Source organism: Sulfitobacter sp. 1A13421, from assembly GCF_043557285.1.
GTDB classification, from domain to species: domain Bacteria; phylum Pseudomonadota; class Alphaproteobacteria; order Rhodobacterales; family Rhodobacteraceae; genus Sulfitobacter; species Sulfitobacter faviae.
Window position 1 is genome coordinate 301,845 of the sequence record NZ_JBIFFQ010000001.1, and the last position, 22,508, is coordinate 324,352.

At 62.8% G+C, this 22,508-nt stretch carries 25 protein-coding genes and 1 pseudogene; 14 read left to right on the forward strand and 12 right to left on the reverse strand.

Annotated elements, in window-relative coordinates:
- The first annotated feature begins 149 nt into the window (after window positions 1-149).
- Entirely contained in the window at window positions 150-356 is a 207-nt protein-coding gene (locus tag ACGYLI_RS01460; protein WP_067262111.1) for a cold-shock protein, read from the forward strand.
- Window positions 357-410: 54 nt separating this feature from the next.
- Here the strand turns inward: ACGYLI_RS01460 and ACGYLI_RS01465 are convergent, their stop codons facing one another.
- From ACGYLI_RS01465 to ACGYLI_RS01480, 4 genes are all read right to left on the reverse strand, one after another.
- Entirely contained in the window at window positions 411-695 is a 285-nt protein-coding gene (locus ACGYLI_RS01465) for a hypothetical protein (protein WP_394416559.1), read from the reverse strand.
- Window positions 696-787: 92 nt separating this feature from the next.
- Complete coding sequence (locus ACGYLI_RS01470) at window positions 788-1,972, reverse strand: cytochrome P450 (RefSeq protein ID WP_394416561.1); 1,185 nt, start codon at window positions 1,970-1,972, stop codon at window positions 788-790.
- A 43-nt stretch (window positions 1,973-2,015) separates the two neighbouring features.
- Complete coding sequence (locus ACGYLI_RS01475) at window positions 2,016-2,495, reverse strand: dihydrofolate reductase (RefSeq protein WP_394416563.1); 480 nt, start codon at window positions 2,493-2,495, stop codon at window positions 2,016-2,018.
- Window positions 2,495-3,328 carry a thymidylate synthase gene (locus ACGYLI_RS01480; protein ID WP_394416565.1) on the reverse strand — a complete coding sequence of 278 codons (834 nt, stop codon included), beginning with the start codon at window positions 3,326-3,328 and terminating at the stop codon, window positions 2,495-2,497. The genes ACGYLI_RS01475 and ACGYLI_RS01480 overlap by 1 nt, the downstream gene beginning before the upstream one ends.
- Window positions 3,329-3,562: 234 nt before the next feature.
- Here ACGYLI_RS01480 and ACGYLI_RS01485 point away from each other — a divergent pair, with 234 nt between their 5' ends.
- Window positions 3,563-3,997 carry a VOC family protein gene (locus ACGYLI_RS01485; RefSeq protein ID WP_067262125.1) on the forward strand — a complete coding sequence of 145 codons (435 nt, stop codon included), beginning with the start codon at window positions 3,563-3,565 and terminating at the stop codon, window positions 3,995-3,997.
- Between the two features lie 104 nt (window positions 3,998-4,101).
- Complete coding sequence (locus ACGYLI_RS01490; RefSeq protein WP_394416567.1) at window positions 4,102-4,845, forward strand: DUF1194 domain-containing protein; 744 nt, start codon at window positions 4,102-4,104, stop codon at window positions 4,843-4,845.
- Here the strand turns inward: ACGYLI_RS01490 and ACGYLI_RS01495 are convergent.
- The 3 genes and pseudogenes from ACGYLI_RS01495 to ACGYLI_RS01505 form a co-directional block, all read right to left on the reverse strand.
- Window positions 4,839-5,339: pseudogene (locus ACGYLI_RS01495) on the reverse strand (MarR family winged helix-turn-helix transcriptional regulator). The gene ACGYLI_RS01490 and the pseudogene ACGYLI_RS01495 overlap by 7 nt on opposite strands.
- Window positions 5,340-5,423: 84 nt before the next feature.
- Window positions 5,424-5,690 carry a succinate dehydrogenase assembly factor 2 gene (locus ACGYLI_RS01500; RefSeq protein ID WP_322328133.1) on the reverse strand — a complete coding sequence of 89 codons (267 nt, stop codon included), beginning with the start codon at window positions 5,688-5,690 and terminating at the stop codon, window positions 5,424-5,426.
- On the reverse strand, window positions 5,683-6,084 hold the full coding sequence (locus ACGYLI_RS01505; protein ID WP_394416569.1) for a multiprotein-bridging factor 1 family protein: 402 nt from the start codon (window positions 6,082-6,084) through the stop codon (window positions 5,683-5,685). The genes ACGYLI_RS01500 and ACGYLI_RS01505 overlap by 8 nt, the downstream gene beginning before the upstream one ends.
- A gap of 85 nt (window positions 6,085-6,169) precedes the next feature.
- Between ACGYLI_RS01505 and ACGYLI_RS01510 the strand changes: the two genes are divergently transcribed.
- Window positions 6,170-7,372, forward strand: a complete 1,203-nt coding sequence (locus ACGYLI_RS01510; RefSeq protein ID WP_394416571.1) for a pyridoxal phosphate-dependent aminotransferase — start codon at window positions 6,170-6,172, stop codon at window positions 7,370-7,372.
- 11 nt (window positions 7,373-7,383) lie between these two features.
- Complete coding sequence (locus ACGYLI_RS01515) at window positions 7,384-7,785, forward strand: hypothetical protein (RefSeq protein ID WP_394416573.1); 402 nt, start codon at window positions 7,384-7,386, stop codon at window positions 7,783-7,785.
- A gap of 3 nt (window positions 7,786-7,788) precedes the next feature.
- Here the strand turns inward: ACGYLI_RS01515 and ACGYLI_RS01520 are convergent, their stop codons facing one another.
- Window positions 7,789-9,144: an MATE family efflux transporter gene (locus ACGYLI_RS01520; protein ID WP_394416575.1), complete on the reverse strand. Its 1,356-nt coding sequence runs from the start codon at window positions 9,142-9,144 to the stop codon at window positions 7,789-7,791.
- A 149-nt stretch (window positions 9,145-9,293) separates the two neighbouring features.
- Between ACGYLI_RS01520 and ACGYLI_RS01525 the strand changes: the two genes are divergently transcribed.
- The 6 genes from ACGYLI_RS01525 to ACGYLI_RS01550 all read left to right on the forward strand — a co-directional run bounded on the left by ACGYLI_RS01525 (window position 9,294) and on the right by ACGYLI_RS01550 (window position 14,408).
- Window positions 9,294-10,181: an alpha/beta fold hydrolase gene (locus ACGYLI_RS01525; RefSeq protein ID WP_394416577.1), complete on the forward strand. Its 888-nt coding sequence runs from the start codon at window positions 9,294-9,296 to the stop codon at window positions 10,179-10,181.
- Between the two features lie 47 nt (window positions 10,182-10,228).
- The gene (locus tag ACGYLI_RS01530) at window positions 10,229-10,477 is read left to right on the forward strand and encodes a hypothetical protein (protein WP_067263649.1); all 249 of its coding nucleotides are present in this window, start codon (window positions 10,229-10,231) and stop codon (window positions 10,475-10,477) included.
- A complete protein-coding gene (locus ACGYLI_RS01535; protein ID WP_394416579.1) occupies window positions 10,474-10,851 on the forward strand; it encodes a type II toxin-antitoxin system death-on-curing family toxin in 378 nt (125 codons plus the stop codon). Before ACGYLI_RS01530 ends, ACGYLI_RS01535 begins: the two co-directional genes overlap by 4 nt.
- Before the next feature lie 96 nt (window positions 10,852-10,947).
- Window positions 10,948-12,903 carry a DNA topoisomerase IV subunit B gene (parE, locus tag ACGYLI_RS01540; RefSeq protein ID WP_271693252.1) on the forward strand — a complete coding sequence of 652 codons (1,956 nt, stop codon included), beginning with the start codon at window positions 10,948-10,950 and terminating at the stop codon, window positions 12,901-12,903.
- 12 nt (window positions 12,904-12,915) lie between these two features.
- A complete protein-coding gene (locus ACGYLI_RS01545; protein ID WP_394416581.1) occupies window positions 12,916-13,452 on the forward strand; it encodes a hypothetical protein in 537 nt (178 codons plus the stop codon).
- Between the two features lie 278 nt (window positions 13,453-13,730).
- Window positions 13,731-14,408 (forward strand): hypothetical protein, encoded by a 678-nt coding sequence (locus ACGYLI_RS01550; protein WP_394416583.1) that lies wholly within the window; start codon window positions 13,731-13,733, stop codon window positions 14,406-14,408.
- Between the two features lies 1 nt (window position 14,409).
- Here the strand turns inward: ACGYLI_RS01550 and ACGYLI_RS01555 are convergent, their stop codons facing one another.
- The 4 genes from ACGYLI_RS01555 to proS are packed head-to-tail and all read right to left on the reverse strand — an operon-like array spanning window position 14,410 to window position 18,291.
- Window positions 14,410-15,093 (reverse strand): ABC transporter ATP-binding protein, encoded by a 684-nt coding sequence (locus ACGYLI_RS01555; protein ID WP_394416585.1) that lies wholly within the window; start codon window positions 15,091-15,093, stop codon window positions 14,410-14,412.
- Window positions 15,086-16,381: a lipoprotein-releasing ABC transporter permease subunit gene (locus tag ACGYLI_RS01560; RefSeq protein WP_394409915.1), complete on the reverse strand. Its 1,296-nt coding sequence runs from the start codon at window positions 16,379-16,381 to the stop codon at window positions 15,086-15,088. The genes ACGYLI_RS01555 and ACGYLI_RS01560 overlap by 8 nt, the downstream gene beginning before the upstream one ends.
- A 54-nt stretch (window positions 16,382-16,435) precedes the next feature.
- The gene (locus ACGYLI_RS01565; RefSeq protein WP_394416587.1) at window positions 16,436-16,942 is read right to left on the reverse strand and encodes a DUF2937 family protein; all 507 of its coding nucleotides are present in this window, start codon (window positions 16,940-16,942) and stop codon (window positions 16,436-16,438) included.
- 8 nt (window positions 16,943-16,950) lie between these two features.
- A complete protein-coding gene (proS, locus tag ACGYLI_RS01570; RefSeq protein WP_394416589.1) occupies window positions 16,951-18,291 on the reverse strand; it encodes a proline--tRNA ligase in 1,341 nt (446 codons plus the stop codon).
- 201 nt (window positions 18,292-18,492) lie between these two features.
- Between proS and ACGYLI_RS01575 the strand changes: the two genes are divergently transcribed.
- The 3 genes from ACGYLI_RS01575 (at window position 18,493) to ACGYLI_RS01585 (ending at window position 22,493) form a co-directional block, all read left to right on the forward strand.
- Window positions 18,493-19,575: an AI-2E family transporter gene (locus ACGYLI_RS01575; RefSeq protein WP_067265471.1), complete on the forward strand. Its 1,083-nt coding sequence runs from the start codon at window positions 18,493-18,495 to the stop codon at window positions 19,573-19,575.
- 1 nt (window position 19,576) lies between these two features.
- Window positions 19,577-20,257, forward strand: coding sequence for a DnaA ATPase domain-containing protein (locus ACGYLI_RS01580; RefSeq protein WP_067265468.1), 681 nt, complete (start codon window positions 19,577-19,579; stop codon window positions 20,255-20,257).
- Between the two features lie 61 nt (window positions 20,258-20,318).
- Complete coding sequence (locus tag ACGYLI_RS01585; protein ID WP_394416591.1) at window positions 20,319-22,493, forward strand: RNA degradosome polyphosphate kinase; 2,175 nt, start codon at window positions 20,319-20,321, stop codon at window positions 22,491-22,493.
- Window positions 22,494-22,508: the final 15 nt, after the last annotated feature.

The following is a 22,508-nucleotide window of genomic DNA, read 5'->3' on the forward strand; positions in this document are numbered from 1 at the left end:
GCGATCCCACGCCCAGTTGCGGATCTCGCAGCTGATCGCTTGATTTTTTTCCAGTCCGCGCGATCTTTCTATTATGGCGGGTCGCAATTCAATCGCTTTCGCCATTCTGCTGGACGCAGAGACGCAAAGACAAAGGAGGCGCGGAGATTATGCCAACTGGCACCGTGAAATGGTTTAACACCACCAAAGGCTACGGGTTCATCGCCCCCGAAAGCGGCGGTAACGATGTATTTGTTCATATTTCGGCGGTCGAACGGTCTGGCCTGACCGGCTTGGCGGACGATCAAAAGGTCAGCTATGAATTGACCGAAGGCCGCGACGGACGGCAGATGGCCACCGACCTCGCGCTGCTCTAGCCACGATATTGCAAGAAAACACCCGGCGTCCCGCGCCGGGGGTTGCTTGAAAGATCAGTTATACGAACAGCCCTTGGTCCCAACCGGGCAAGGCACGCGGGCTGAACGGCGCGCTGTGACCACGCGGTGACGGCGCTGCACGGGGTGCGCCTTGACCGCAGCATAGGTCATGGTCTGGTTCGGCGTGCCACAACAGATCGCCCCGCCAAGGGTCACCGGTTGCAGCCCCGCCGGGCAGTAATTTGCGGAACTGGGATAGGCGTAGACCTTGGGCTCTGCCGAGACCTGACTGGCCAGCCCGGCTGAAAGCAGCCCTGCCGCCACTGCAATAGCTGTCATTACACGCATGATAACCCTCGTAATTATGTATAATATTAACAAAGATTGCCGGGGCGATTTCTTTTAGTCCAGTCTTTTATGGCAGGCTCGCTTTAGTTCAGCCGCGCCGGGAGCGTCGCATAGCCGTGAAAGCGGATGCGTCCGCCCCCCTGCCGAGCCGCGCCGATTTCATAATCCGGGTAGCGATTTAGGAAGCGTTGAAGCGCGATCTTCCCTTCCATCCGCGCCAAAGTCAGCCCAACGCAGACATGCGGGCCACCGGCAAAGGCCAGATGCCGATTGGGCTTGCGCCCGATATCGAATTTTTTCGGCTTCTCAAAGACTTCCGGGTCTCGGTTCGCAGCCCCGATACAAAGGTGCAGGTTGCTGCCCGCGGCGATCTCGACCCCGCCGATGGTGACCGGGGCCGTGGTTTCCCGGTTGCCGAATTGATTGGGCGAGCGGAAGCGCAGCACCTCTTCGATACAAGGCCCGATCAGGGCAGGCTCGGCCAGCAGCCGGGCCTTTTGGTCGGGATGGTCATGCAGCAGCGCAAGGGCGCTGCCGATCAGATTGGTCGTCGTCTCATGGCCCGCGTTCAGGATGAAAATACAGTTCTGGATTAACTCGATCTCGGTCAGCTGGCCCCCGTCATCCCCCGCGATCAACCGGGTCAACACATCGGTTTCAGGATCCCCCGGTGCGGCCCGGCGCCGCGCGATGAGGTCTTGCAGATAGGCTTTGAACTCGCGCACCGCGGTATGGCCCGCCTCAAGTTCTGCATCGCTCAAGGTCGGCTCCAGCGCGCCGAGGATTGCCAGCGACCAATCGCGAAGCGGGCCACGCTCTTCCATCGGCACGTCCAGCAGATTGCCGATGATCTGCACCGGAATACAACTGGCATAGTCCTCGATCAGGTCCGGCGTGGGGCCCAGCCCCTCAAGCAGCCGGTCGACCGTATCGATCAACCCCGGCTCCATCCGCGCCAGCGCCTTGGGCGTAAGGGCCGAGGTCATGATCCGCCGCACGCGGGTATGCAAAGGCGGGTCATTGAAAACGAGGCTGGTGGTGTGATGTTCGAACAAGGGGCTGCCGGGGCCGAATTTCGGGGCAAAAGCGAGTTTCTTGTCCGAGATATAAAGCGTGGTGTCGCGGTAGATCGCGTTCAGATCCGCATGGCGGCAGATCAGGACCGAGCCGTCAGGCTGGCGCAGCACCGGGGCGTCGCGCAGCAGGCGGTCGTAATGGGGGAACGGGTTCTCGACAAACCCTTCGGGCGGTGCGGATAGATCAAACATGGCCCGCAGTGATGCCCGCCGCGCGGCCTATGTCAATGGCCGGTCAGCAACGGCGCAGCCACTCCCGCGCGATGGCACGCGGACTGGATGTGCGCAGGCAAAGGTTGCCCAATTCGATCCATTCGTCTGGGTCGAACGCGGGAAAGAACGCATCGGCGCCGTCGATCTCCACATCCACTTCGGTCACCAAAAGCCGGTCCGCAAGGGGCAAAAGCGCACGGTAGATGCCTTCGCCGCCGATGCCGTAGACCCGGCGATAGCCCTCTGCCGCGCAATAGCCCAAGGCGGCTTGCGGGTCGCGCGCCACATAGACGCCCTCGACCTCGCTGTTGGAAACGACGCAATTCAACCGGTTTTTCAACGGCTTGAAGGGCAGGCTCTCCCACGTTCGGCGCCCCATGATGATGGCCCCGCCGGTTGTTTCACGCTGAAAGAATTTCAAGTCTTCGGGCAGCGACCAAGGGATATCCCCGTCCTTGCCAATGGCGCCGTTGCGGGCGCGGGCGACGATCAGGCTCAGCATCAGACGGCCACCAGAGCTTTGATCGCGGGGTCCGGATCATAACCCTCAAACGTGAAATCCTCATAGCGGAAATCAAAAATCGAGCTGACCTCGCGGTTGATCCGCAGCTTGGGCAGCGGCTTGGGCGTCCGCGCAAGCTGGGTCTTCACCTGCTCCAGATGGTTGGAATAGATATGCGCGTCACCCATGGAATGCACGAAATCACCCGGCGCATAGCCAGTGACATGGGCCAGCATTTCCAAGAGCAGCGCATAGGAGGCGATGTTGAACGGCACGCCAAGGAACATATCCGCCGAGCGCTGGTAAAGCTGCAAATGCAGCTTGCCACCCGCGATACGCACCTGCCAAAGCGTATGGCAGGGCGGCAGCGCCATCTGGTCCACCTCGCCCGGATTCCACGCCGAAACGATCAGGCGGCGGCTGTCAGGAGTCTTGCGGATCGCCTCGACCAGTTTGGCGATCTGGTCCACCTGCCCGGCCAGATGCAGCACCGTGCCATCGGGCTGGGGCATCGGTTCACCCACCATCGGAAAACGCCGCCACTGGTGGCCATAGACCGGGCCGAGATCACCGTTCTCATCGGCCCATTCGTCCCAGATGCGAACGCCGTTTTCCTTGAGATAGGCAATGTTCGTATCCCCGGCGAGGAACCACAAAAGCTCATGCACGATGGATTTCAGATGCAGCTTTTTCGTGGTGACCAGCGGAAAGCCTTCGGCCATCCGGTAACGCTGCTGCATCCCGAAATGAGAGATCGTCCCCGTTCCCGTGCGGTCGGTCGAGGTCACCCCCTGCTCCAGCACTTCGCGCAGCGCATCATGGTACTGTTTCATGCGGCGACCCTCGTCAATCTTGGCATTTGCCTTTGCGTTGCCTTCCGGGCCTTTAGCCTACAGCCAATCATTGCGCAATCAACTGACATCGCCCGCCCACTTTGACACCGGCGGTTTCGCCCCTAAACTCCACCGCGAAGCGCGAAGGGTTAATTTGCCCCCGCCCGCTTTGAACGACATTCAAGCTTGGAAGGGGCGCCGCCCCGTTCAGGCCAGCCAACCAAAGGAAAACCGATGCCCATCAAATACCTGCACACCATGGTGCGCGTGAAAGATCTCGACGCCTCCATCGCATTTTACAAACTTCTGGGCCTGGTCGAGCGGCGCCGGATCGACAACGAAGGGGGCCGTTTCACGCTGGTTTTCCTATGCCCCCCGGGCATGGACGACGGTCATGCCGATGTTGAGCTGACCTACAATTGGGACGGCGACGACGCGCTGCCCAGCGACAGCCGCCATTTCGGCCACCTAGCCTATACCGTCGAGAATATTTATGAGACCTGCCAGCACCTGCAAGACAACGGCGTGACCATCAACCGCCCGCCGCGCGACGGGCGCATGGCCTTTGTCCGCTCGCCCGACAATATTTCCGTCGAACTGCTGCAAGAGGGTGACGCCCTGCCCGCGCAGGAGCCATGGGCCAGCATGGAAAACACCGGCCATTGGTAAGCGGCTGCATCGGTGCCGCTCTGGCGCTAATGGGCTCCGCGCGGGGGGTCTTCCCGCCTCCCGCGCTTTTCTGATGCTCTGCCGAAGGCGGAGAAAGTAGAGCGATGATCCGTGCCGCCCTCGCCCTTTTTATCAGCCTCACTGGCACGCAATGGGTTGAGGCCGCCTGTCGTCAGGCGCTGGCCTTGGGGCTGGACGTCTCCGGTTCCGTCGATGCGCGGGAGTATCGGTTGCAGATCGGCGGCGTGGCCGAGGCGCTGAACGATCCTCCCGTGCGAGACGCCCTGTTGGCGTTGCCGGGGCATCACGTCGATCTGATGGTCTATGAATGGAGCGGGTCCAGTGATCAGCGGGTGATCCTGCCTTGGACGCCATTGCGCGATGCGGCTACGCTTGACGAAGCAATCGCTCAATTACGCACCACTGAGCGGCGCGCGGCGTCGCCCGGAACGGCCTTGGGCGATGCCATGCAATTCGGCGCGCGGCAGTTGGCGACGCGTTCGGACTGCCGGAAACACACGTTGGATATTTCGGGCGATGGCATCTCGAACTTCGGACCGCGGCCCCGGGATATACGCAGCAGCCTCCAAAACCAGCCCCTTGGGCCACAAGGGCTGACCATCAACGGCTTGGTGATCGGCACAGAAGACGCAGCCCTTGGCGACAGCGGACAGGCCGAGGTCGGCGCGCTGGCGCCATACTACCGGGCCGAAGTCATCCTCGGCCCCGGGGCATTCGTTGAGGCGGCGGAGGGGTTCGAAGATTACGCCCGCGCCATGACCCGAAAACTTCTGCGTGAATTGGACGGGCGGGCCTATGCCCAGCTCCCCCCTGCCCGGGATCAGTAGATATAGCGGATCTGATCCGTCCAATACCGCTCCATCCGTTTGAGCGAGCGGGTAATATCCTCGATCCCCGCATCTCACAAGACGCCCTTGTTTTCCATCCCATCGGCATGGCGCGAGAAAAGATCGGCGACCACATCGCGGATATAGCGCCCCTTTTCGGTCAGCCGCACGCGCACGGAACGGCGGTCAATCTCGCAGCGCTGGTGGTGCATATAGCCCATTTCGACCAGTTTCTTGAGGTTGTAGCTGACGTTGCTGCCCTGATAGTAGCCGCGGCTTTTAAGCTCCCCCGCGGTGACCTCATTATCGCCGATGTTGAACAAAAGCAGCGCCTGCACCGCGTTGATCTCCAAAACGCCGACGCGTTCGAATTCGTCCTTGATCACGTCCAGCAGCAGGCGGTGCAGCCGCTCGACCAAAGACAGGGACTCAAGATAGCCTGCCATGAAACCCTTTATGGCCATCGGCTGCGTGGCGGGGTCTTGAATGCTCATGCGAAATCTCCGGTTCACTTTGTTTGAACCGGAAACTCGCTAAAAAATCAGAATAATTCGTTAAACCCTTTCGGGTTTTTTGAATTAGCCCCGCGCCTCGGCCAATTGCCCGCGGATATCCGCGATTAGAGCCGCATATTCGGCGGGTGCCTCGGCCTGTCCGCTGACCCAAAGATAGAGGTCGTGGTCATTCTCGTTCAGCATTTGGTCGTAGAGCGTGAGGCCCGCGTCATCCATCTGCGGCAACCGCGCCTCGGCATAGGCCGAGAGGATCAGGTCCATCTCTTTGATGCCCCGGCGCATAGAGCGCATTTGCAGGCGTTTGATCCGGTGTTCGGGGGCTTCAGCCATCTGCGGGCTCCATCATGAGGCGCCGAATGCGCTTTTCCAATTTGCCGACAGTCTCGGCCTTTTTCAGCAGGTCGCTGCGCAGGGCGCGCATGTCGGCCAGCACTTCTTCGAGGTCCACACGGCGCGCGGTCTCGCCCGCTTCGGGGGCATCGACCCCCTCGCCTTCGCCATTGATCAGCCACATCATCGAAACGTTGAGCAGCCCCGCCAGCATCGAAAGCCGATTGGCGCGTGGCTCGGACAAGTCCTCTTCCCAGCCGCGCAGGGTGGACAGGCGCACGCCCAGCCGTTTGGCCAGCATCGCCTGTGTCATGCCGGTCTGTTCGCGGGCCGCCGCGACCCGGTCGCCAAAGGTGGCGGCCTCGGGGCCGTACCAGTCAATCTCGTCGGTCATGCTTCCTCTCCTGCCAGACACCCTTGCCGGGTGCGGGGACGCCCCCTATGAACGTGGAGATATTCATAAGCAACCCGAGGCTGAAATGGAACTGCTGTCCGCGACCCTTGATCGGGTCAAACCGTCGCCCACCATCGCCGTCACCACCAAAGCGGCAGAACTCAAGGCCGCGGGGCGCGACATCATCGCGCTTGGCGCGGGCGAGCCGGATTTCGACACGCCGCAGAACATCAAAGACGCAGCCGTGGCCGCGATCAATGCGGGCAAGACGAAATACACCCCCGTCGACGGCATCCCCGAGCTGAAACAGGCGATCTGCGCCAAGTTCAAACGCGACAACGGCCTCGACTACAGGCCCGCACAGGTCAGCGTCGGCACCGGCGGCAAGCAGATCCTCTACAACGCGCTGATGGCCACGATGAACCCCGGCGAAGAAGTCGTGATCCCCGCGCCCTATTGGGTCAGCTACCCCGATATGGTGCTCTTGGCAGGCGGCACGCCGGTCATTGCCCCCGCGACGCTGGAGAACGATTTCAAGCTCACCCCCGAGGCACTGGAAGAGGCGATCACGCCCAAGACCAAGTGGTTCATCTTCAACTCACCCTCAAACCCCACCGGGGCAGGCTACAGCCGCGACGAGCTGAAGGCGCTGACCGACGTGCTGATGCGCCACCCGCATGTCTGGGTGATGACCGACGACATGTATGAGCACCTCGCCTATGACGGTTTCGAGTTCTGCACGCCGGCAGAGGTGGAACCCGCGCTCTACGACCGCACGCTGACGGTCAATGGCGTGTCGAAAGCCTATGCCATGACCGGCTGGCGCATCGGCTATGCCGCAGGGCCGGAAGAGCTGATTGGTGCGATGCGTAAGATCCAGTCACAGAGCACCTCGAACCCCTGTTCGGTCAGCCAATGGGCCGCGGTGGAGGCGCTCAACGGCACACAGGATTACATCGCCGAAAACAACGAGACTTTCGTGCGCCGCCGCAATCTGGTGGTTGAGATGCTCTCGGCCATCGAGGGCATCACCTGCCCCACGCCCGAGGGGGCGTTTTACGTCTATCCCTCCATCGCCGGGCTGATCGGCAAGACTTCGGCAGCGGGCACCAAGATCACGGATGACGAGGCTTTCGCCACCGCTTTGCTGGAAGAAACAGGCGTTGCGGTCGTCTTTGGCGCGGCCTTCGGGCTTTCGCCGAATTTCCGGGTCAGCTACGCTACTTCGGATGAGGCGCTGAAAGAGGCGTGCAGCCGTATCCAGAGCTTCTGCGCCGGGCTGACGTAAGGGACAACACCATGGCGGGCGATCTTCCCGACTATTACTTCAGGGTCCGCGAGAATGGCGCGGCGGTGTTTCGGCTGGACGCCGCCAACCGCCAGCGCCGGATCGAGATGGAGCAGATCGCCGTCGTCAACACCCGCAACGGAGAGGTAAAGCCCCATGGGCAGCACCGTTTGACCGAGGCCGATCAGGCCGAGATTGCCCGCTGGACCAAAGCCCGGCGCGCGACCCTCGCCGCGCGAGAGATCGACGACATCCGCCGCGCGGTGGAGCATCTGAACCTCACCACCCAATGGGCGCAGTCCCGCGCCACGGATGCCGAGCTTGAGGCGGTGACGGATGAGTTGCTGCTGGCGATGCACGACCTGCGCAGCACGCTGGTGCGCAAAAAGGCGGATCGGATGGACCGGGGCTAAGGCCTAAACCGCCAGCCGCTTGACGATGACGCCCCAGAAACGCGCATTCAGCAGCAGCCCGGCCACCGCCAGCCCTGCCACCAGCCCGGCCCAGATGCCCATGGCCCCGAAGCCCAGCACGAAGCCCAGCAGGTAGGAGCAGGGCATGCCGACGATCCAATAGCTGACCGCGGCCATGACCATCGGCACTTTGGTATCCTGCACCCCGCGCAACAGACCAAGGGCTACCACCTGCGCCCCATCGACCAGTTGGAACAGCGCCGCCATCACCAGAAGCCCGGTGCCGATGGCGAGGATTTCAGCCCGCGCGGGCTCATCCTCTTGCATGAAAACCGAGATCAGCGGCTCGGGCCAGCCGACAAAGCCAACCATGGTGAGCAGCGCAAAGACCAGCGACAGCACCAACACGATCACCGCGCCGCGCTTCATATGCGGCACATCGCGGCGGCCATAGGCATTGCCCGCGCGGATGGTGGCGACATTGCTTAGCCCCAGATGCACCATGAAGGTCAGTGAGGCGAGTTGGATCGCGATACCATGCGCCGCCAGCGGGATCGTTCCCAGCCAGCCCATCATCAGCGAGGAGGCCGCGAAAAGGCCAACCTCGCTCAGCGTGGTCAGGCCAATCGGCAGGCCCAGCGTGAACACCCGCAGCAACATCTGCCCGTCCACCCGCCAAAGCCGCAGGAACAGGCTGTGCTGCGGCAGGGCGATCAGCACATAGATCACCACCCCGATCAGCGAGACGCATTGCGTCGTGACCGAGGCCACAGCCGCCCCCATCACGCCAAGCTCCGGCGCGCCCCAGTTGCCGAAGATCAGCGCGTAATTCGCCAACGCATTGACCCCGGCGGCCAGCAGGGTGATCCACAGCACCACCTGCGTGCGCTCCAACGCGGCGAGGTAGGATTTCAACACCATCACCAAAAGCGCGGGCAGAATCCCCCAGCCCGCCACTTTGAGGTAATCGCCCGCCCGGTCAGCAAGGTTCGGCCCCTGCCCCAAAAGGTCCAGCACCGCGGGCGACCAGATCATCGCAGGCAGCGCGATCATGGCGAACCCCACCGAGAGCCACAGCCCCATGCGCGTGGCGCGGCGCAGGCCGATCTCGTCATCTTCGGCGTCATAGGCGGCCACCAAGGGCATTACCGCCATGGCAAAGCCCGACCCAAAGATAAACAGGACGAAGAAATAGGTGCTGCCCAAGACCACCGCCGCCAGTGCCTCGACCGAATACCAGCCGAGCATGACGGTATCGGTCACGCCGATGGCCATCTGTGCCAGATGCCCGCCGATCAACGGCAGGCCGAGTGTCAGGATCGCCCGGACGTGATTGCGGTTGGTCATTGTCTTGCTCATGACACGAGCCTTACGCCGGGTCGCTGCAAAGGGGAAGTGCGGTTTTTACGCTCTGCCATGGGTTTGCGGGGGGTCGATGCCACTGTTTTGCCATGAAATCCTTGCGTCCGCGGCCCTTAACGGCAAAGCTGGTGGCAGGAGGGCTCGCGATGGAACCGACACGGACCGAAACCCGCCGATTGAACGGTCAGGAGATTTTCATTCGCCACTGGGGCGATGAGAGCCTGCCGCCGTTGTTGATGCTCCACGGTTTTCCCGAATACGGCGGCGCGTGGCGTGATCTGGCACCGCTGCTCTGCCGAGATTTCCACTGCATCGCGCCCGACCAGCGCGGCTATGGCCAAAGCAGCGCGCCCGAGGGGATCGAACCCTATGCGATGGCGCATCTCATGGCCGATATGGCCGCTTTGATCGGCGACAGGCCAGTGACCGTCTTGGCACATGACTGGGGGGCCTCCGTGGGCTACGCTTTGGCGATGTTCCGGCCTGAGCTGGTGGCCCGTCTGATCGTGCTCAACGGCGTGCATCCCGTGCCGTTTCAGCGCGCCATGGCCGCAGGCGGGGTGCAGTCGCGCGCCTCGCAATATATTAACGCGCTGCGCGCCGAGGGCAGCGCGGTGCGGCTGGCGCGGGACGATTTCGCGGGACTGCTCGACCTTTTTTCCGCCAATATGGACCTCAGTTGGCTGACGCCCGTGCGGCTTGAGGACTACCGCGCGGAATGGGGGCGGCCTGGGCGGCTCAGGGCGATGATCAACTGGTATCGTGCCTCCCCCCTGCAAGTCGCCGCGCCCGGCAAGCCCCTGCGCGACCTGCCAGAATTCCCGGTCGACCGTTTGCGCGTCCCCTGCCCGCATCTGCTGATCTGGGGAACGGAAGACACCGCCCTTCTGCCCGAAGCCACCGCCGGGTTGGAGGCTTTCGCGCCGGACCTCACCCGGGTCGAGATCGAAGGGGCGGATCATTGGCTGCACCATCAAAAGCCGTCGGAGGTCACGGCGGCGGTGCTCGACTGGAGCAGGCAGCGGCCCTTGTAAAATGGGCGAAACAATGTATATTTGTATATACATTCAGGAGCCGCGCCATGACCCGCATTCACACCAACCACATCGCCACCATGACCGAGATGCGCGAGCCGCATAAGGTGTTAGAACGCTCGGGCGGCAAGCCCGTGGCGGTGATGAAGAACTCGCGCTGCGTGGGCTATTTCGTGCCCGCCGAGGCGACATTGCAAGAAGAGCCGCGCGTGGCCACGCTGGATGAGGTGATGGAGAGCATTGCCGCCACCCGTGAGCAAACCCAACCCGTGCTCGACTACCTCAAAGACAAATGACCTATGTCCTGCTTAACGCCGAGCTTGTCGAAACGATTCACGATGCCGTCTTGAACCCTGGCGAACTCGCGGGTCGGGCGCTGGATAAATCGCTCGATGGGGCACTGGGCCGCGTGGACAACAGGCTGCTTTACGGGATGATCGCGGATACCTTCGATCTTGCCGCCGCCTATTGCGTCGCCGTGGCCACCGGTCATGTCTTCAATGATGCGAACAAACGCACCGCCTATAAGACCATGATCGTCTGCCTTCACCTCAATGGCATCCGCATCGACCACGAAACCATCGAGGCAGGCGATCTGATCCGCGAAGTGGCTCAAGGCCGCATCGATGAAGAGACCCTTGCCGACTGGCTGCGCGCCAAAGCTGGCTAACCGGGGCAAAACAGCAGCCCAAGACAAACCCGCGATTGCCCCCGGCGCGCGGGGCTGTCAAAATGGCCCCCACCCACAAACAAAGAGCAGGCCCGCATGACCGACCTTCTTTCCGGCCAGGAACCCACCGAATACGATGCCTCCTCCATCGAAGTGCTGGAGGGGCTGGAGCCCGTCCGCAAGCGCCCCGGCATGTATATCGGCGGCACCGATGAGCGCGCCCTGCACCATATGGTGGCCGAGGTGCTCGACAACTCGATGGACGAGGCCGTGGCGGGCCACGCTAACCGGATCGAGGTGGAGCTGAACGCCGATTACTCCGTCACCATCCGCGACAACGGCCGCGGCATCCCGATCGACCCGCACCCGAAGTTCCCGGACAAATCCGCGCTAGAGGTGATCCTCTGCACGCTGCACGCGGGCGGCAAGTTCTCGGGCAAGGCCTATCAGACCTCGGGCGGTCTGCACGGCGTGGGCGCCTCGGTCGTGAACGCGCTGTCGGATTCCATGGTGGTTCAGGTCGCACGCAACCGCGAGCTTTTTGAGCAGCGGTTCTCGCGCGGCATCCCGCAAGGCCCGGTGGAGAAGATCGGCGCCGCCCCCAACCGGCGCGGCACTACCGTCACTTTCCACGCCGACGAACAGATTTTCGGCGCGCATCGCTTCAAACCCGCACGCCTGCTCAAGATGGTCCGCTCCAAGGCCTATCTTTTCTCCGGCGTCGAGATCCGCTGGAAGTCCGAGATCGAGGACGGCGACACGCCGATGGAGGCGACCTTCCACTTCCCCGGGGGTCTCGCCGACTACCTGCGCGAGACGCTGGGCAAGGCCACGACCTATGCCGAAAATCCCTTCGCCGGGACGGTCGAGTTTCAGGAACGTTTCGGCGTGCCGGGCAAGGTCGAATGGGCGATCAACTGGACGCCGGCACGCGACGGTTTCATCCAGTCCTATTGTAACACCGTCCCCACGCCCGAGGGCGGCACCCATGAGAGCGGCTTCTGGGCTGCGATCCTCAAGGGCATCCGCGCTTACGGCGAGCTCGCCAACAACCGCAAGGCCAAGGACATCACCCGCGACGACCTGATCACCGGGGGCTGCGCGCTGGTCTCCTGCTTCATCCGCGAGCCGGAGTTCGTGGGCCAGACCAAGGACCGTCTGGCCACCACCGAGGCGCAGCGACTGGTCGAAAACGCCGTGCGCGACCATTTCGACAACTGGCTGGCGGCGGACACGAAATCCGCGGGCGCGATCCTCGACTTCCTGGTGCTGCGCGCCGAGGAGCGGATGCGCCGCAAGCAGGAGAAGGAAACCGCCCGCAAATCCGCCACCAAGAAGCTGCGCCTGCCCGGCAAGCTGACCGATTGCACCAGCAAATCCCGCGAGGGCACGGAGCTTTTCATCGTCGAGGGTGACAGCGCCGGCGGCTCGGGCAAGGGCGCGCGCAACCGTGAGAAACAGGCGCTGCTGCCGCTCAAGGGCAAGATCCTCAACGTGCTGGGCGCGGCCTCAAGCAAGCTTTCGACCAATGCCGAGATCAACGACCTTTGCGAGGCACTCGGTGTCGGCATGGGCACGAAGTTCAACCTCGACGATCTGCGCTACGACAAGATCATCATCATGACCGACGCCGACGTCGACGGCGCGCATATCGCCTCGCTGCTGATGACCTTCTTCTTCACCCAGATGCGCCCGCTCATTGACGCGGGCCACCTCTACCTCGCCTGCCCGCCGCTGTTCCGCCTCACCCAAGGCGCCAAGCGGGTCTATTGCCTCGACGAGGCCGAAAAGAACATGTGGCTGGAGAAGGGCCTTGGCGGGAAAGGCAAGATCGACGTCAGCCGCTTCAAGGGTCTGGGCGAGATGGACGCGAAGGACCTCAAGGAGACCACGATGGACCCCGAGACCCGCAAGCTGATCCGCGTGACCGTGGACGAGGACGTGCCGGGCGAGACCGGGGATTTGGTGGAGCGTTTGATGGGGAAGAAGCCGGAAATGCGGTTCGCGTATATTCAGCAGAATGCGCAGTTTGTGGAGGAGTTGGATGTTTGAGGGGGTAGATTCATGAATTTAGACGTTTTGGATCAGCTATCTGCCGACGACGACAAAAAACTGAGAAAAGCACTATCGGCAGTAGCTGCCGTAACGATATTCGTCGCGGGAATCGAATTAGTCTCGGACGAAATAACTCTACTTGGTTTCTCGGCCCGCATACCGCAATCTAAGCTCCTATCAGGCGGACAGCTTGTGACATTACTTCTGCTGATCTCGTTTATTTTTAGGTCCCTTCCAACTCTCTATGCCTCGATCTCAGGAATATTTAGGAGCGCGGTCAAATCCAAACATGAGCGCGAACGCATACATCTCCAGCTTGACTGGGGGCATCCTGACTACCCGCAATTCGAAGATGGACCAACCGGAGAATTCGAAGAACTGGACTATCGACAAAGGATTAGCGTCAAATCACTCGAAGAAAGGATTAATATTGGGACTGTGGTTCTCAAATCTATCTCAATTATAATTATCGATTACTCTATACCCCTTTTGGTTGGTATTGTCGCTTTGTTCGCGCCTGAATATCCTAGCAACGTATTTTCCTAATTTTTGCACTCTATGGACAGACGCCTGCTATATTTAGTTTGGGGTATCGCAGACTGAGATATCGGGCGCGCCTATCGCGTTCCGCCGCAGGCACAACCAGCCACCTATGTTCCGTATCCCATGCGCCTTTGGCGCATAGCCCCTTCCCTTCCCCCCATGGGGAAGGGGCTTCCACACAACGATAGGTCGGAACCGCAACAATCGTTACCTACACCCTTCGCATTCAGCCCCCAAACTTCCCCCTTGATCCGCCGCCTCCCCCGCGCCTAACTCATCCCATGATCCGCGCGCTTCTCCTCTGCCTCCTCCTCGCCGCCTGCGGTCGACCGCTGACGGACAACGAACGCGCCTATCTCGCCACCCTCCACGGCCCCACCCTCGACTACGACCGCCTGCGTCTGCACGATGGCGCGCCCACCCGCGCGGTCACCTTCCGCCGCAAGCCGCGCCCGCGCACCACCTGCCGCGAGCGTATCCTGCCGCCGCAGGTGGGCGAGACCGTCACCTCGAAACCCGCCGCCGTGGCGCTCTTCAATCATGTGCTCTTCGACAAGGATTGGTACCTCGAGGATTACCTGCCCGATCACCCCGACCGCATCGGGCTGATCGCCGCCATGCTGCTGGCGCATGAGATCACCCATGTCTGGCAATGGCAGAACCGCGACCTCACCGGCTATTCGCCCCTGCGCGCGGCCTCCGAGCAATTCACCAGTCCGGACCCCTACCTCTTCGACGTGGATACCAAGCCGCGGTTTCTCGATTTCGGCTATGAGCAGCAAGGCTCGATCGTGGAGGAATTCGTCTGCTGCCGCGCGCTCGACCCGCAGGCGCCGCGCACCAAGCGGCTGCATGCGATGCTGTCGGAGGTCATGCCCGTGGCCCCCCTGCCCCAGAGCCGCCCCTATGACGTGGGCCTGCCCTGGAACGGGGTCGAGTTAGAAAACATCTGCGGCTGAGTCAGACCGGCACCAACTGCCCCGCCTCGAGCCGGATTTGCCGGTCCATCCGGGCCGCCAGTTCGAGGTTATGGGTGGCGATCACCGCCGAAAGCCCGGTGCCGCGCACCAGCGCCATCAGCGCGGCAAAGACCTGATCCGAGGTTGAGGGGTCGAGGTTGCCCGTTGGCTCATCCGCCAGCAGCAGGCGTGGCGCATTGGCCAGCGCGCGGCAAAAGGCCACCCGCTGCTGCTCACCGCCCGACATGGCGGCGGGGCGGTGATCGGCGCGCTCGGCGATGCCGACCTGCGTCAGTAGCTCCCGCGCCCGCGCCTCGGCCTCCTTGCGCACCACGCCATTTGCCAGCTGCGGCAGCACGATGTTTTCCAGCGCCGTGAACTCGGGCAGCAGGTGGTGGAACTGGTAGATGAAGCCCACGTCGGCGCGGCGCACGGCCGTGCGGCGGCGGTCGCTCTGGCCCGTCAGGTCATCGCCCGCGATCTGCACCGTGCCGCTGTCGGCGGTGTCCAAAAGCCCCGCGATATGCAGCAGCGTCGACTTACCCGCCCCGGAGGGCGCCACCAGCGCGACCACCTCGCCGGGGGCCACCTCAAGGTCGATGCCGCGCAGCACCTGCACCTCATTGGGTGCACCGGGGTTATAGGACTTGGAAATGCCGCTCAGGCGCAGGACGGGATCATTCATAGCGCAGGGCCTCCACCGGGTTCATCCGCGCCGCTCGGCGGGCGGGAAAGATCGTGACGACAAAGGACAGACCAAGCGACAGCGCCACGGCCGAGAGCACGTCGCCCAGTTGCAGTTTCGCGGGCAGGAAGTAGATGCCGCGGATCGAGGCGTCCCAGGCATTGCCGCCGCTGAGGTAGTTCACGAAGCCGAAGATCTGGTCGACGTAAGTGGCAAACAGCACCCCCAGCACGACGCCCGCGGCGGTGCCGATGATGCCGGTGAAGGCCCCGCAGATGAAGAACACCCGCAGCACCGAGCCCTCAGACAGCCCCATGGTGCGCAGGATGCCGATGTCGCGGCCCTTGTTCTTGACCAGCATGATCAGCCCCGAAACGATGTTCATCGCCGCGATCAGCACCAACACGCTGAGGATCACGAACATCACCCGGTCCTCGATATCAAGCGCCGAAAGGAAGGAGCTTGAGGCGTCGCGCCATGTCCAGACCTGCGCGCGCTCACCCGCCGCCTGCATCAGCGCGGGCGCCATGGCATCCACGCCTTCCGGGTCTTCGACCATAACCTCCAGCTCATCCGCCACGCCCTCGCGATTGAAAAAGCTCTGCGCCTCGGTGATCGGCAGGTAGACCCGTGTTTTATCAATATCGTAGCGCCCGGCAGAGAAGATATAGACCACCTCATAGGCATTGACCCGCGGGCTGGTGCCAAAGGCGGTCTTTACCCCATTGGGCGAGATCAGCTTGACGCTATCGCCGACCTGCACGCCCAAGGACTGCGCCACGCCGCTGCCGATGGCCATGCCCTCTTCAAAACGCGTGATGTCACCGAAAGAACGCTCCGAAGGCTGGATGCCGGGGATGGTCATCAAATCATCCGAAGCGATGCCGAAAACCTCAACCCCTGCGTTCGACTGGCGGCGATTGGCCATGACCTGTTGCCGCACCAGCGGGGCGACACGGGTCACGCCTTCGACGGCTGCCACCCGCTCGGCCATGGCCTCGTAATCGTCGATGGTGCGGTCGATCTGGCCGTTGGGCAGCACCTCGCCCATCGTGTAGACGGTGACATGGGCATTGGCCCCGAGGATCGTGTCGACGAACTCGGCGCGGAAGCCCGAGCGGACCGAGAGCGTGGCGATCAGCGCAAAGACCGCCAGCGTGATGCCGATAAGGCTGATCCACGTCATGACGCTGACGCCCCCTTCGGCGCGGCGGGCGCGCAGGTAGCGCCAAGCGATCATCCATTCAAAAGCCGCGAATGGGGCGGTGCGTGTGGGTTTGCTGGCCATGCGGGAAGGCTCCGGTCTGAGGTGCGCGCAACCTGAGGCTTTGCCCCAGCAGGGTCAAGAACGCAATGCCCGGCGGCGGCGGAAGCGCGCGGGCCATGTGGGCAGCCATAGCAGCAGGCGGGTGAGACTGGCCCCCGCGATGAACCCCAAACCAGCGAAGAGCCATTCGGCACGGCTGCGCGGGGCGGTGGGGGCAAAGCCGCGCGGGGCGGCGCGCAAAGCTCCGGCATCCGGGCTGCGCCATAGCAGATAGCAGCGCAGGAAGGGGCCCGCTGATTGGAGCCTCGGCAATGTGGCCTCAAGCCACCCTTGCCGTTCGATGTTGCGGCGCATGTCCAAGCCCCGGCGCTCCAGCAGCGCCGATCCGCGCAGCCGCGCCACGGCGCCTTCCCGGTCGAGCCCCGCGGCCTGCGCGGCGGCATCGAAATCCGCCACGACTTTGGCGAGGCGCTGCTCCGCCGCCTCGAGCTGAAACACATAGGCCCGGGTGAACCCCGGGCCTTGTGCGGCAATGCCTGCGCTTACGATCCCACCGGCCAATGTCAGCGCCCGCAGGATCATCGCGGCCCTCAGACGATACCGGCGTAGATCTTGGCGATCTTCTCAACCGCCTGTTCTGGCGGCAGTTCCTCGCTTTCGCCTGTCCGGCGGCTGGTGAGTTCGACCACGCCATTCTTCAGCCCGCGCGGGCCAACGGTGATGCGCCATGGCAGACCGATGAGGTCCATCGTGGCGAACTTCATCCCCGCCCCGCCCTTGCGGTCGTCATAAAGCGGATCGAGGCCCAGTGCCTTGAGGCTGTTGTAAAGCGCGTCGCAGGCCGCGTCGGCCTCCGCATCGCCCTGTTTGAGGTTCACGATCCCCGCGTGGAAAGGCGTCACCCCCTCGGGCCAAATGATGCCCTTGTCATCATGGCTCGCCTCAATGATCGCGCCCAGCAGACGGCTGACGCCGATGCCGTGGCTGCCCATATGCACCGGCACCTGTTTGCCGTCGGGGCCTTGCACCTTGGCGTTCATCGCGTCGGAATATTTGGTGCCGAAATAGAAGATTTGCCCCACTTCGATGCCGCGGGCGGTGCGCTGGCGCTCTTCGGGCACCTTGGCAAATACCTCCGGATCGTGGGTCTCATCCGTGCGGGCGTAGCGCGAGGTGAACTCCTCCAGCACCGCGCGGCAGGCGTCGTGATCATTGGGGTCGATCTCGCGGTCGCCAAAGGTCAGATCGGTGATCTCGCTGTCATAGAAAACCTCCGATTCACCCGTTTCGGCCAGCACGAGGAACTCATGCGTGTCATCGCCGCCGATGGGGCCAGAGTCGGCGCGCATCGGGATCGCTTGCAGGCCCATCCGCTCATAGGTGCGCAGGTAGCTCACCAGATGGCGGTTATAGGCGTGCAACGCGTCTTCTTTGGTGAGGTCGAAGTTATAGCCGTCCTTCATCAGGAACTCACGGCCCCGCATCACGCCGAAACGCGGGCGGATCTCGTCACGGAATTTCCACTGGATGTGGTAGAGCGTCAGCGGCAGGTCTTTGTAAGAGCCGACATGGCTGCGGAAGATATCGGTGATCATCTCCTCGTTGGTGGGGCCATAGAGCATGTCGCGGTCCTGCCGGTCGCGAATGCGCAGCATTTCGGGGCCATAGGCGTCATAGCGGCCCGATTCCTTCCACAGGTCCGCCGATTGCAGCGTCGGCATCAGCATCGGAATATGGCCCACACGCTGCTGCTCTTGATGCACGATCTCTTCGACCTTGCGCAGCACCTTGTAGCCCAGCGGCAGCCAGGAATAGATCCCCGCGCTGGATTGCTTGATCATCCCCGCCCGCAGCATCAACCGGTGGCTGACGATCTGCGCCTCGGCAGGGTTTTCCTTCAGCACGGGCAGAAAATATTGGGACAGACGCATGGTGTTTCCTCATTGACGCATTGCCCCCTGACTAGTGCATGTCAAAGGGCGAGACAATCACATCGCTGAGGTCTGGCGGCCCGCTGGGCCAGTTCCACCGCTTACCCGTTCCGCGCCCCTGACGCGCGCGCCACCCGCAGCCAAGACTTGAAACAAAACGCCACATGGGCGATGTGATGGCATTCCCTGCCGGAGAGCGCCATGGCCCTGCCAATCAGAGACCAATTGAAGTACTGGGGCATCGCGGCAGCGGTGTTCATGGTGGCGCTGTGGTTCATCGGCGATGTGATGCTGCCCTTCCTGTTGGGCGGGGCGATTGCCTATTTCCTCGACCCCGTGGCCGACCGGTTGGAGCGTTTGGGGCTCAGCCGCACCATGGCCACCGCCGTCATCACCGTGGTGGCGCTTTTGGTCTTCGTGCTGATGGCGCTTTTGGTGATCCCGACGCTGGTCAATCAGACCGTGAACCTGATCGAGACCGCGCCCAAGCTCACCCGTAATTTCACCGATTTCATCACTGACCGTTTCCCCTCTCTCTTGGACGATGATTCGACCCTGCGCACCTCGCTGACGACGCTGGGGACCACCATTCAGGAACGCGGCGGGCAATTGCTGCAAACCGCGCTCGCCTCCTTTGCCTCGCTCATCAACGTCCTGCTCTTGTTCGTCATCGTCCCGGTGGTCGCGGTTTACCTGCTGCTCGATTGGGACCGTATGGTCGCCGCGATCGACCGGCTGCTGCCGCGCGACCATGCCCCGACGATTCGCCAGTTGGCGCGCGAGATTGACGCGACGTTGGCCTCGTTCGTACGCGGCATGGGCACGGTCTGCTTGATCCTTGGCACCTATTACGCCGTGGCGCTGATGCTGGTGGGGCTGCAATTCGGTCTCGTCGTCGGCTTTGTCGCGGGGCTGGTCACCTTCATCCCCTACCTCGGGGCATTGATCGGCGGGGCGCTGGCAATCGGTCTGGCGCTGTTCCAATTCTGGGGCGATTGGCTCTCCATCGGTCTCGTCGCGGGGATCTTCGTGCTGGGCCAAGTGGTCGAGGGCAATTTGCTGACACCAAAGCTCGTGGGTAATTCGGTCGGGCTGCACCCGGTCTGGCTGCTGCTGGCGTTGTCGGTCTTCGGCACGCTTTTCGGCTTCGTGGGTCTGCTGGTCGCGGTGCCCGTGGCCGCCGCCATCGGGGTGATCGCGCGTTTCGCCACGGCGCGCTACCGCGAAAGCGTGCTCTACAAAGGCCGCGAGCCTGAAACGACCGTCGACGAGGACATCCGCTAACATGGCCCACCAACTCGGGTTGAACCTGCCCAGCCGAACGGCTCTGGGCCGCGACGCTTTCTTTGTCGCCCCCTCCAACGCCATGGCCATGGCGATGATCGACGGCTGGCGCGGTTGGGCGGGCGGCAAGCTGGCGCTGACCGGGCCGCAAGGCTCGGGCAAGACCCATCTGACGCATGTTTGGGCGGACCTTTCGGGCGCGCGGATCATCAGTGCGGCGAACCTGCTGGAGGCTGACATTCCCGCCCTCGCCCGTGGCCCCGTGGCGGTGGAGGATGTGCATCTGATCGCCGGAGACGCGGCGGCGCAAACGGCGCTCTTTCATCTGCACAACCTCGTGCTGGCCGAAGGTCAGGCGCTGCTGCTCACCGGCACCGGGCCGGTGGCGCATTGGGGCCTTACGCTGCCCGATCTGGTCAGCCGGATGCGCGGCGCCACGATGGTCGAGATGGAGGCGCCCGACGATGCGCTGCTCTCGGCCCTGCTGGTCAAACTGCTGGCCGACCGGCAGTTGACGCCCAAGCCTGAACTGATCAATTACCTGATGACCCGGATGGATCGTTCCTTTGCCGCCGCCATCGCGCTGGTCGACCGGCTGGATGCCGCCAGCCTCGCGCAGAAGCGCCCCCTGACCCGCGCACTGGCCGCGCAGGTGCTGGACATCGCCCCGCCGCGCGCGTGATACTAGAATAATTAACGCAAGCCTTCGCAAACCCGTTACATTCCAATGTCATGAGGCCCGCATGACCCAAGCCGATTTCCTGCAAGCGCCCTTTCCGCCCGCCACCGATCTGCCCGATCTCGACACCACCGGACCGGGCCGGTTCTTTAACCGTGAGTTGAGCTGGCTCGACTTCAACTGGCGCGTGCTGGAAGAGGCCGAGAACCCGCGCGTGCCGCTGTTGGAGCGGCTGCGCTTCCTGTCGATTTCGGCCACCAATCTGGATGAGTTCTATACCGTGCGCGTGGCGGGCCTGCGCGAGCTTGCGCAGGCGGGCAACACCACCGCCGCTGCCGATGGGCTGAGCCCCGGCGAGCAACTGGTGTTGATTAACGAGGACGCGCGCAATCTGATGATGTCCCAGCAACGGGTGCTGGTCGACCTCATGGCCGAGATGGACGCGCAGAACATCATGCTGGAACGCACCGCCGACCTGACCGAGGCCGATTACAAACATCTAGAAGGGGTGTTCCTCAACCAAGTCTTTGCCGTCCTGTCGCCGCTGGCCATCGACCCGGCGCACCCCTTCCCCTTCATCCCGAACACCGGCTATGCGCTGGCGCTGCAACTAGAGCGCACCCGCGATAAACGCCCGCTACAGGCGCTGCTGCCGATCCCGGCGCAGATCGACCGTTTCGTGCCCCTGCCCGCCCCCGATGGCAGCCTGCGCTATCTGCCACTTGAAGATCTGCTGATCATCAATATTCCCAACCTCTTTCCGGGCTACAAACTTAAGGCGCATTTCGAATTCCGTGTGCTGCGCGACAGCGATCTTGAGGTAGAGGACGAGGCCGAAGACCTCGTGCGGGAATTCGAAGTCGCGTTGAAACGCCGCCGCCGGGGCGAGGTCGTGCGCCTGACCCATTCCGCAGGCGCGCCGGAAAAGCTGAAATCCGTCGTCATGCGCGAGCTTTGCGTGCGCCCCCAAGACGTGATCGAGATCGACGGCATGCTGGGGATCGCCGACCTGTCAAAATTGGTGACCGATGCGCGGCCAGACCTGCTCTGGCCGCAGTTCACCCCGCGCGTGCCTGAGCGAGTCAGCGACCATGACGGCGATATGTTCGCGGCGATCCGGCAGAAAGACATGCTGCTGCACCACCCTTACGAGACCTTCGACATGGTGGTGCGTTTCCTTGCCCAAGCGGCGCGGGATCCGGATGTGGTTGCGATCAAGCAGACGCTCTACCGCACCTCGCGCGACAGCCCCATCGTCAGCGCGCTTTGCGAAGCGGCAGAGGATGGCAAATCGGTCACTGCGCTGGTCGAGCTGAAGGCCCGCTTTGATGAGGCCGCCAACATCCGCCAATCGCGCCGGTTGGAGCGGGCGGGCGCGCATGTGGTCTACGGTTTTCTCGACCTCAAGACCCACGCCAAGATCTCGACCGTGGTGCGGCGCGAGGGTGATCAACTGGTGACCTATACCCACTACGGTACCGGCAACTATCACCCGATCACCGCGCGGATCTATACGGACCTGTCGCTCTTTACCTGCGACTCGAGCCTTGGGCGCGATGCGACGAAAGTGTTCAACTTTCTGTCGGGCTACGCCCCGCCAGAGCAGTTGGAAAACCTCGCCATCTCCCCCACGACGCTCAAGCCGCGCCTGCTTGAGATGATCCGGGCCGAGGCCGAACACGCCCGCGCCGGACGCCCCGCCGTGATCTGGGCCAAGATGAACGCGCTCATTGACGCCGAGGTGATCGACGCGCTGTATGACGCGAGCCAAGCCGGGGTGGAAATCAGCCTCGTCATTCGTGGTATCTGCGGGCTGCGCCCCGGGGTGAAGGGGCTGTCGGACAACATCCGCGTCAAATCCATCATCGGGCGCTTTTTGGAACACAGCCGCATCGTCTGTTTCGGCAATGGCCACGGGCTGCCGCATAAAAAGGCACGGGTCTTCATGTCTTCTGCCGATTGGATGGGCCGCAACTTGAACCGCCGGGTCGAGACATTGGTCGAGATCGAGAACCCCACCGTCAAGGCGCAGATCACCAGCCAAATCATGGCGGCCAATCTGGCTGACGTGGCGCAAAGCTGGGTCATGGGGCCGGATGGTAAATTCACCCGCCCGGCGATCCCCGAAGGCACTTTCGCCTTCAGCTGCCACCGCTTTTTCATGGAAAACCCCTCGCTTTCCGGTCGGGGCAGCGCCGGGGCGTCGGATGTGCCCAAGCTAACCCATACCGAGGATTGACCGGCAAGCGCCCCT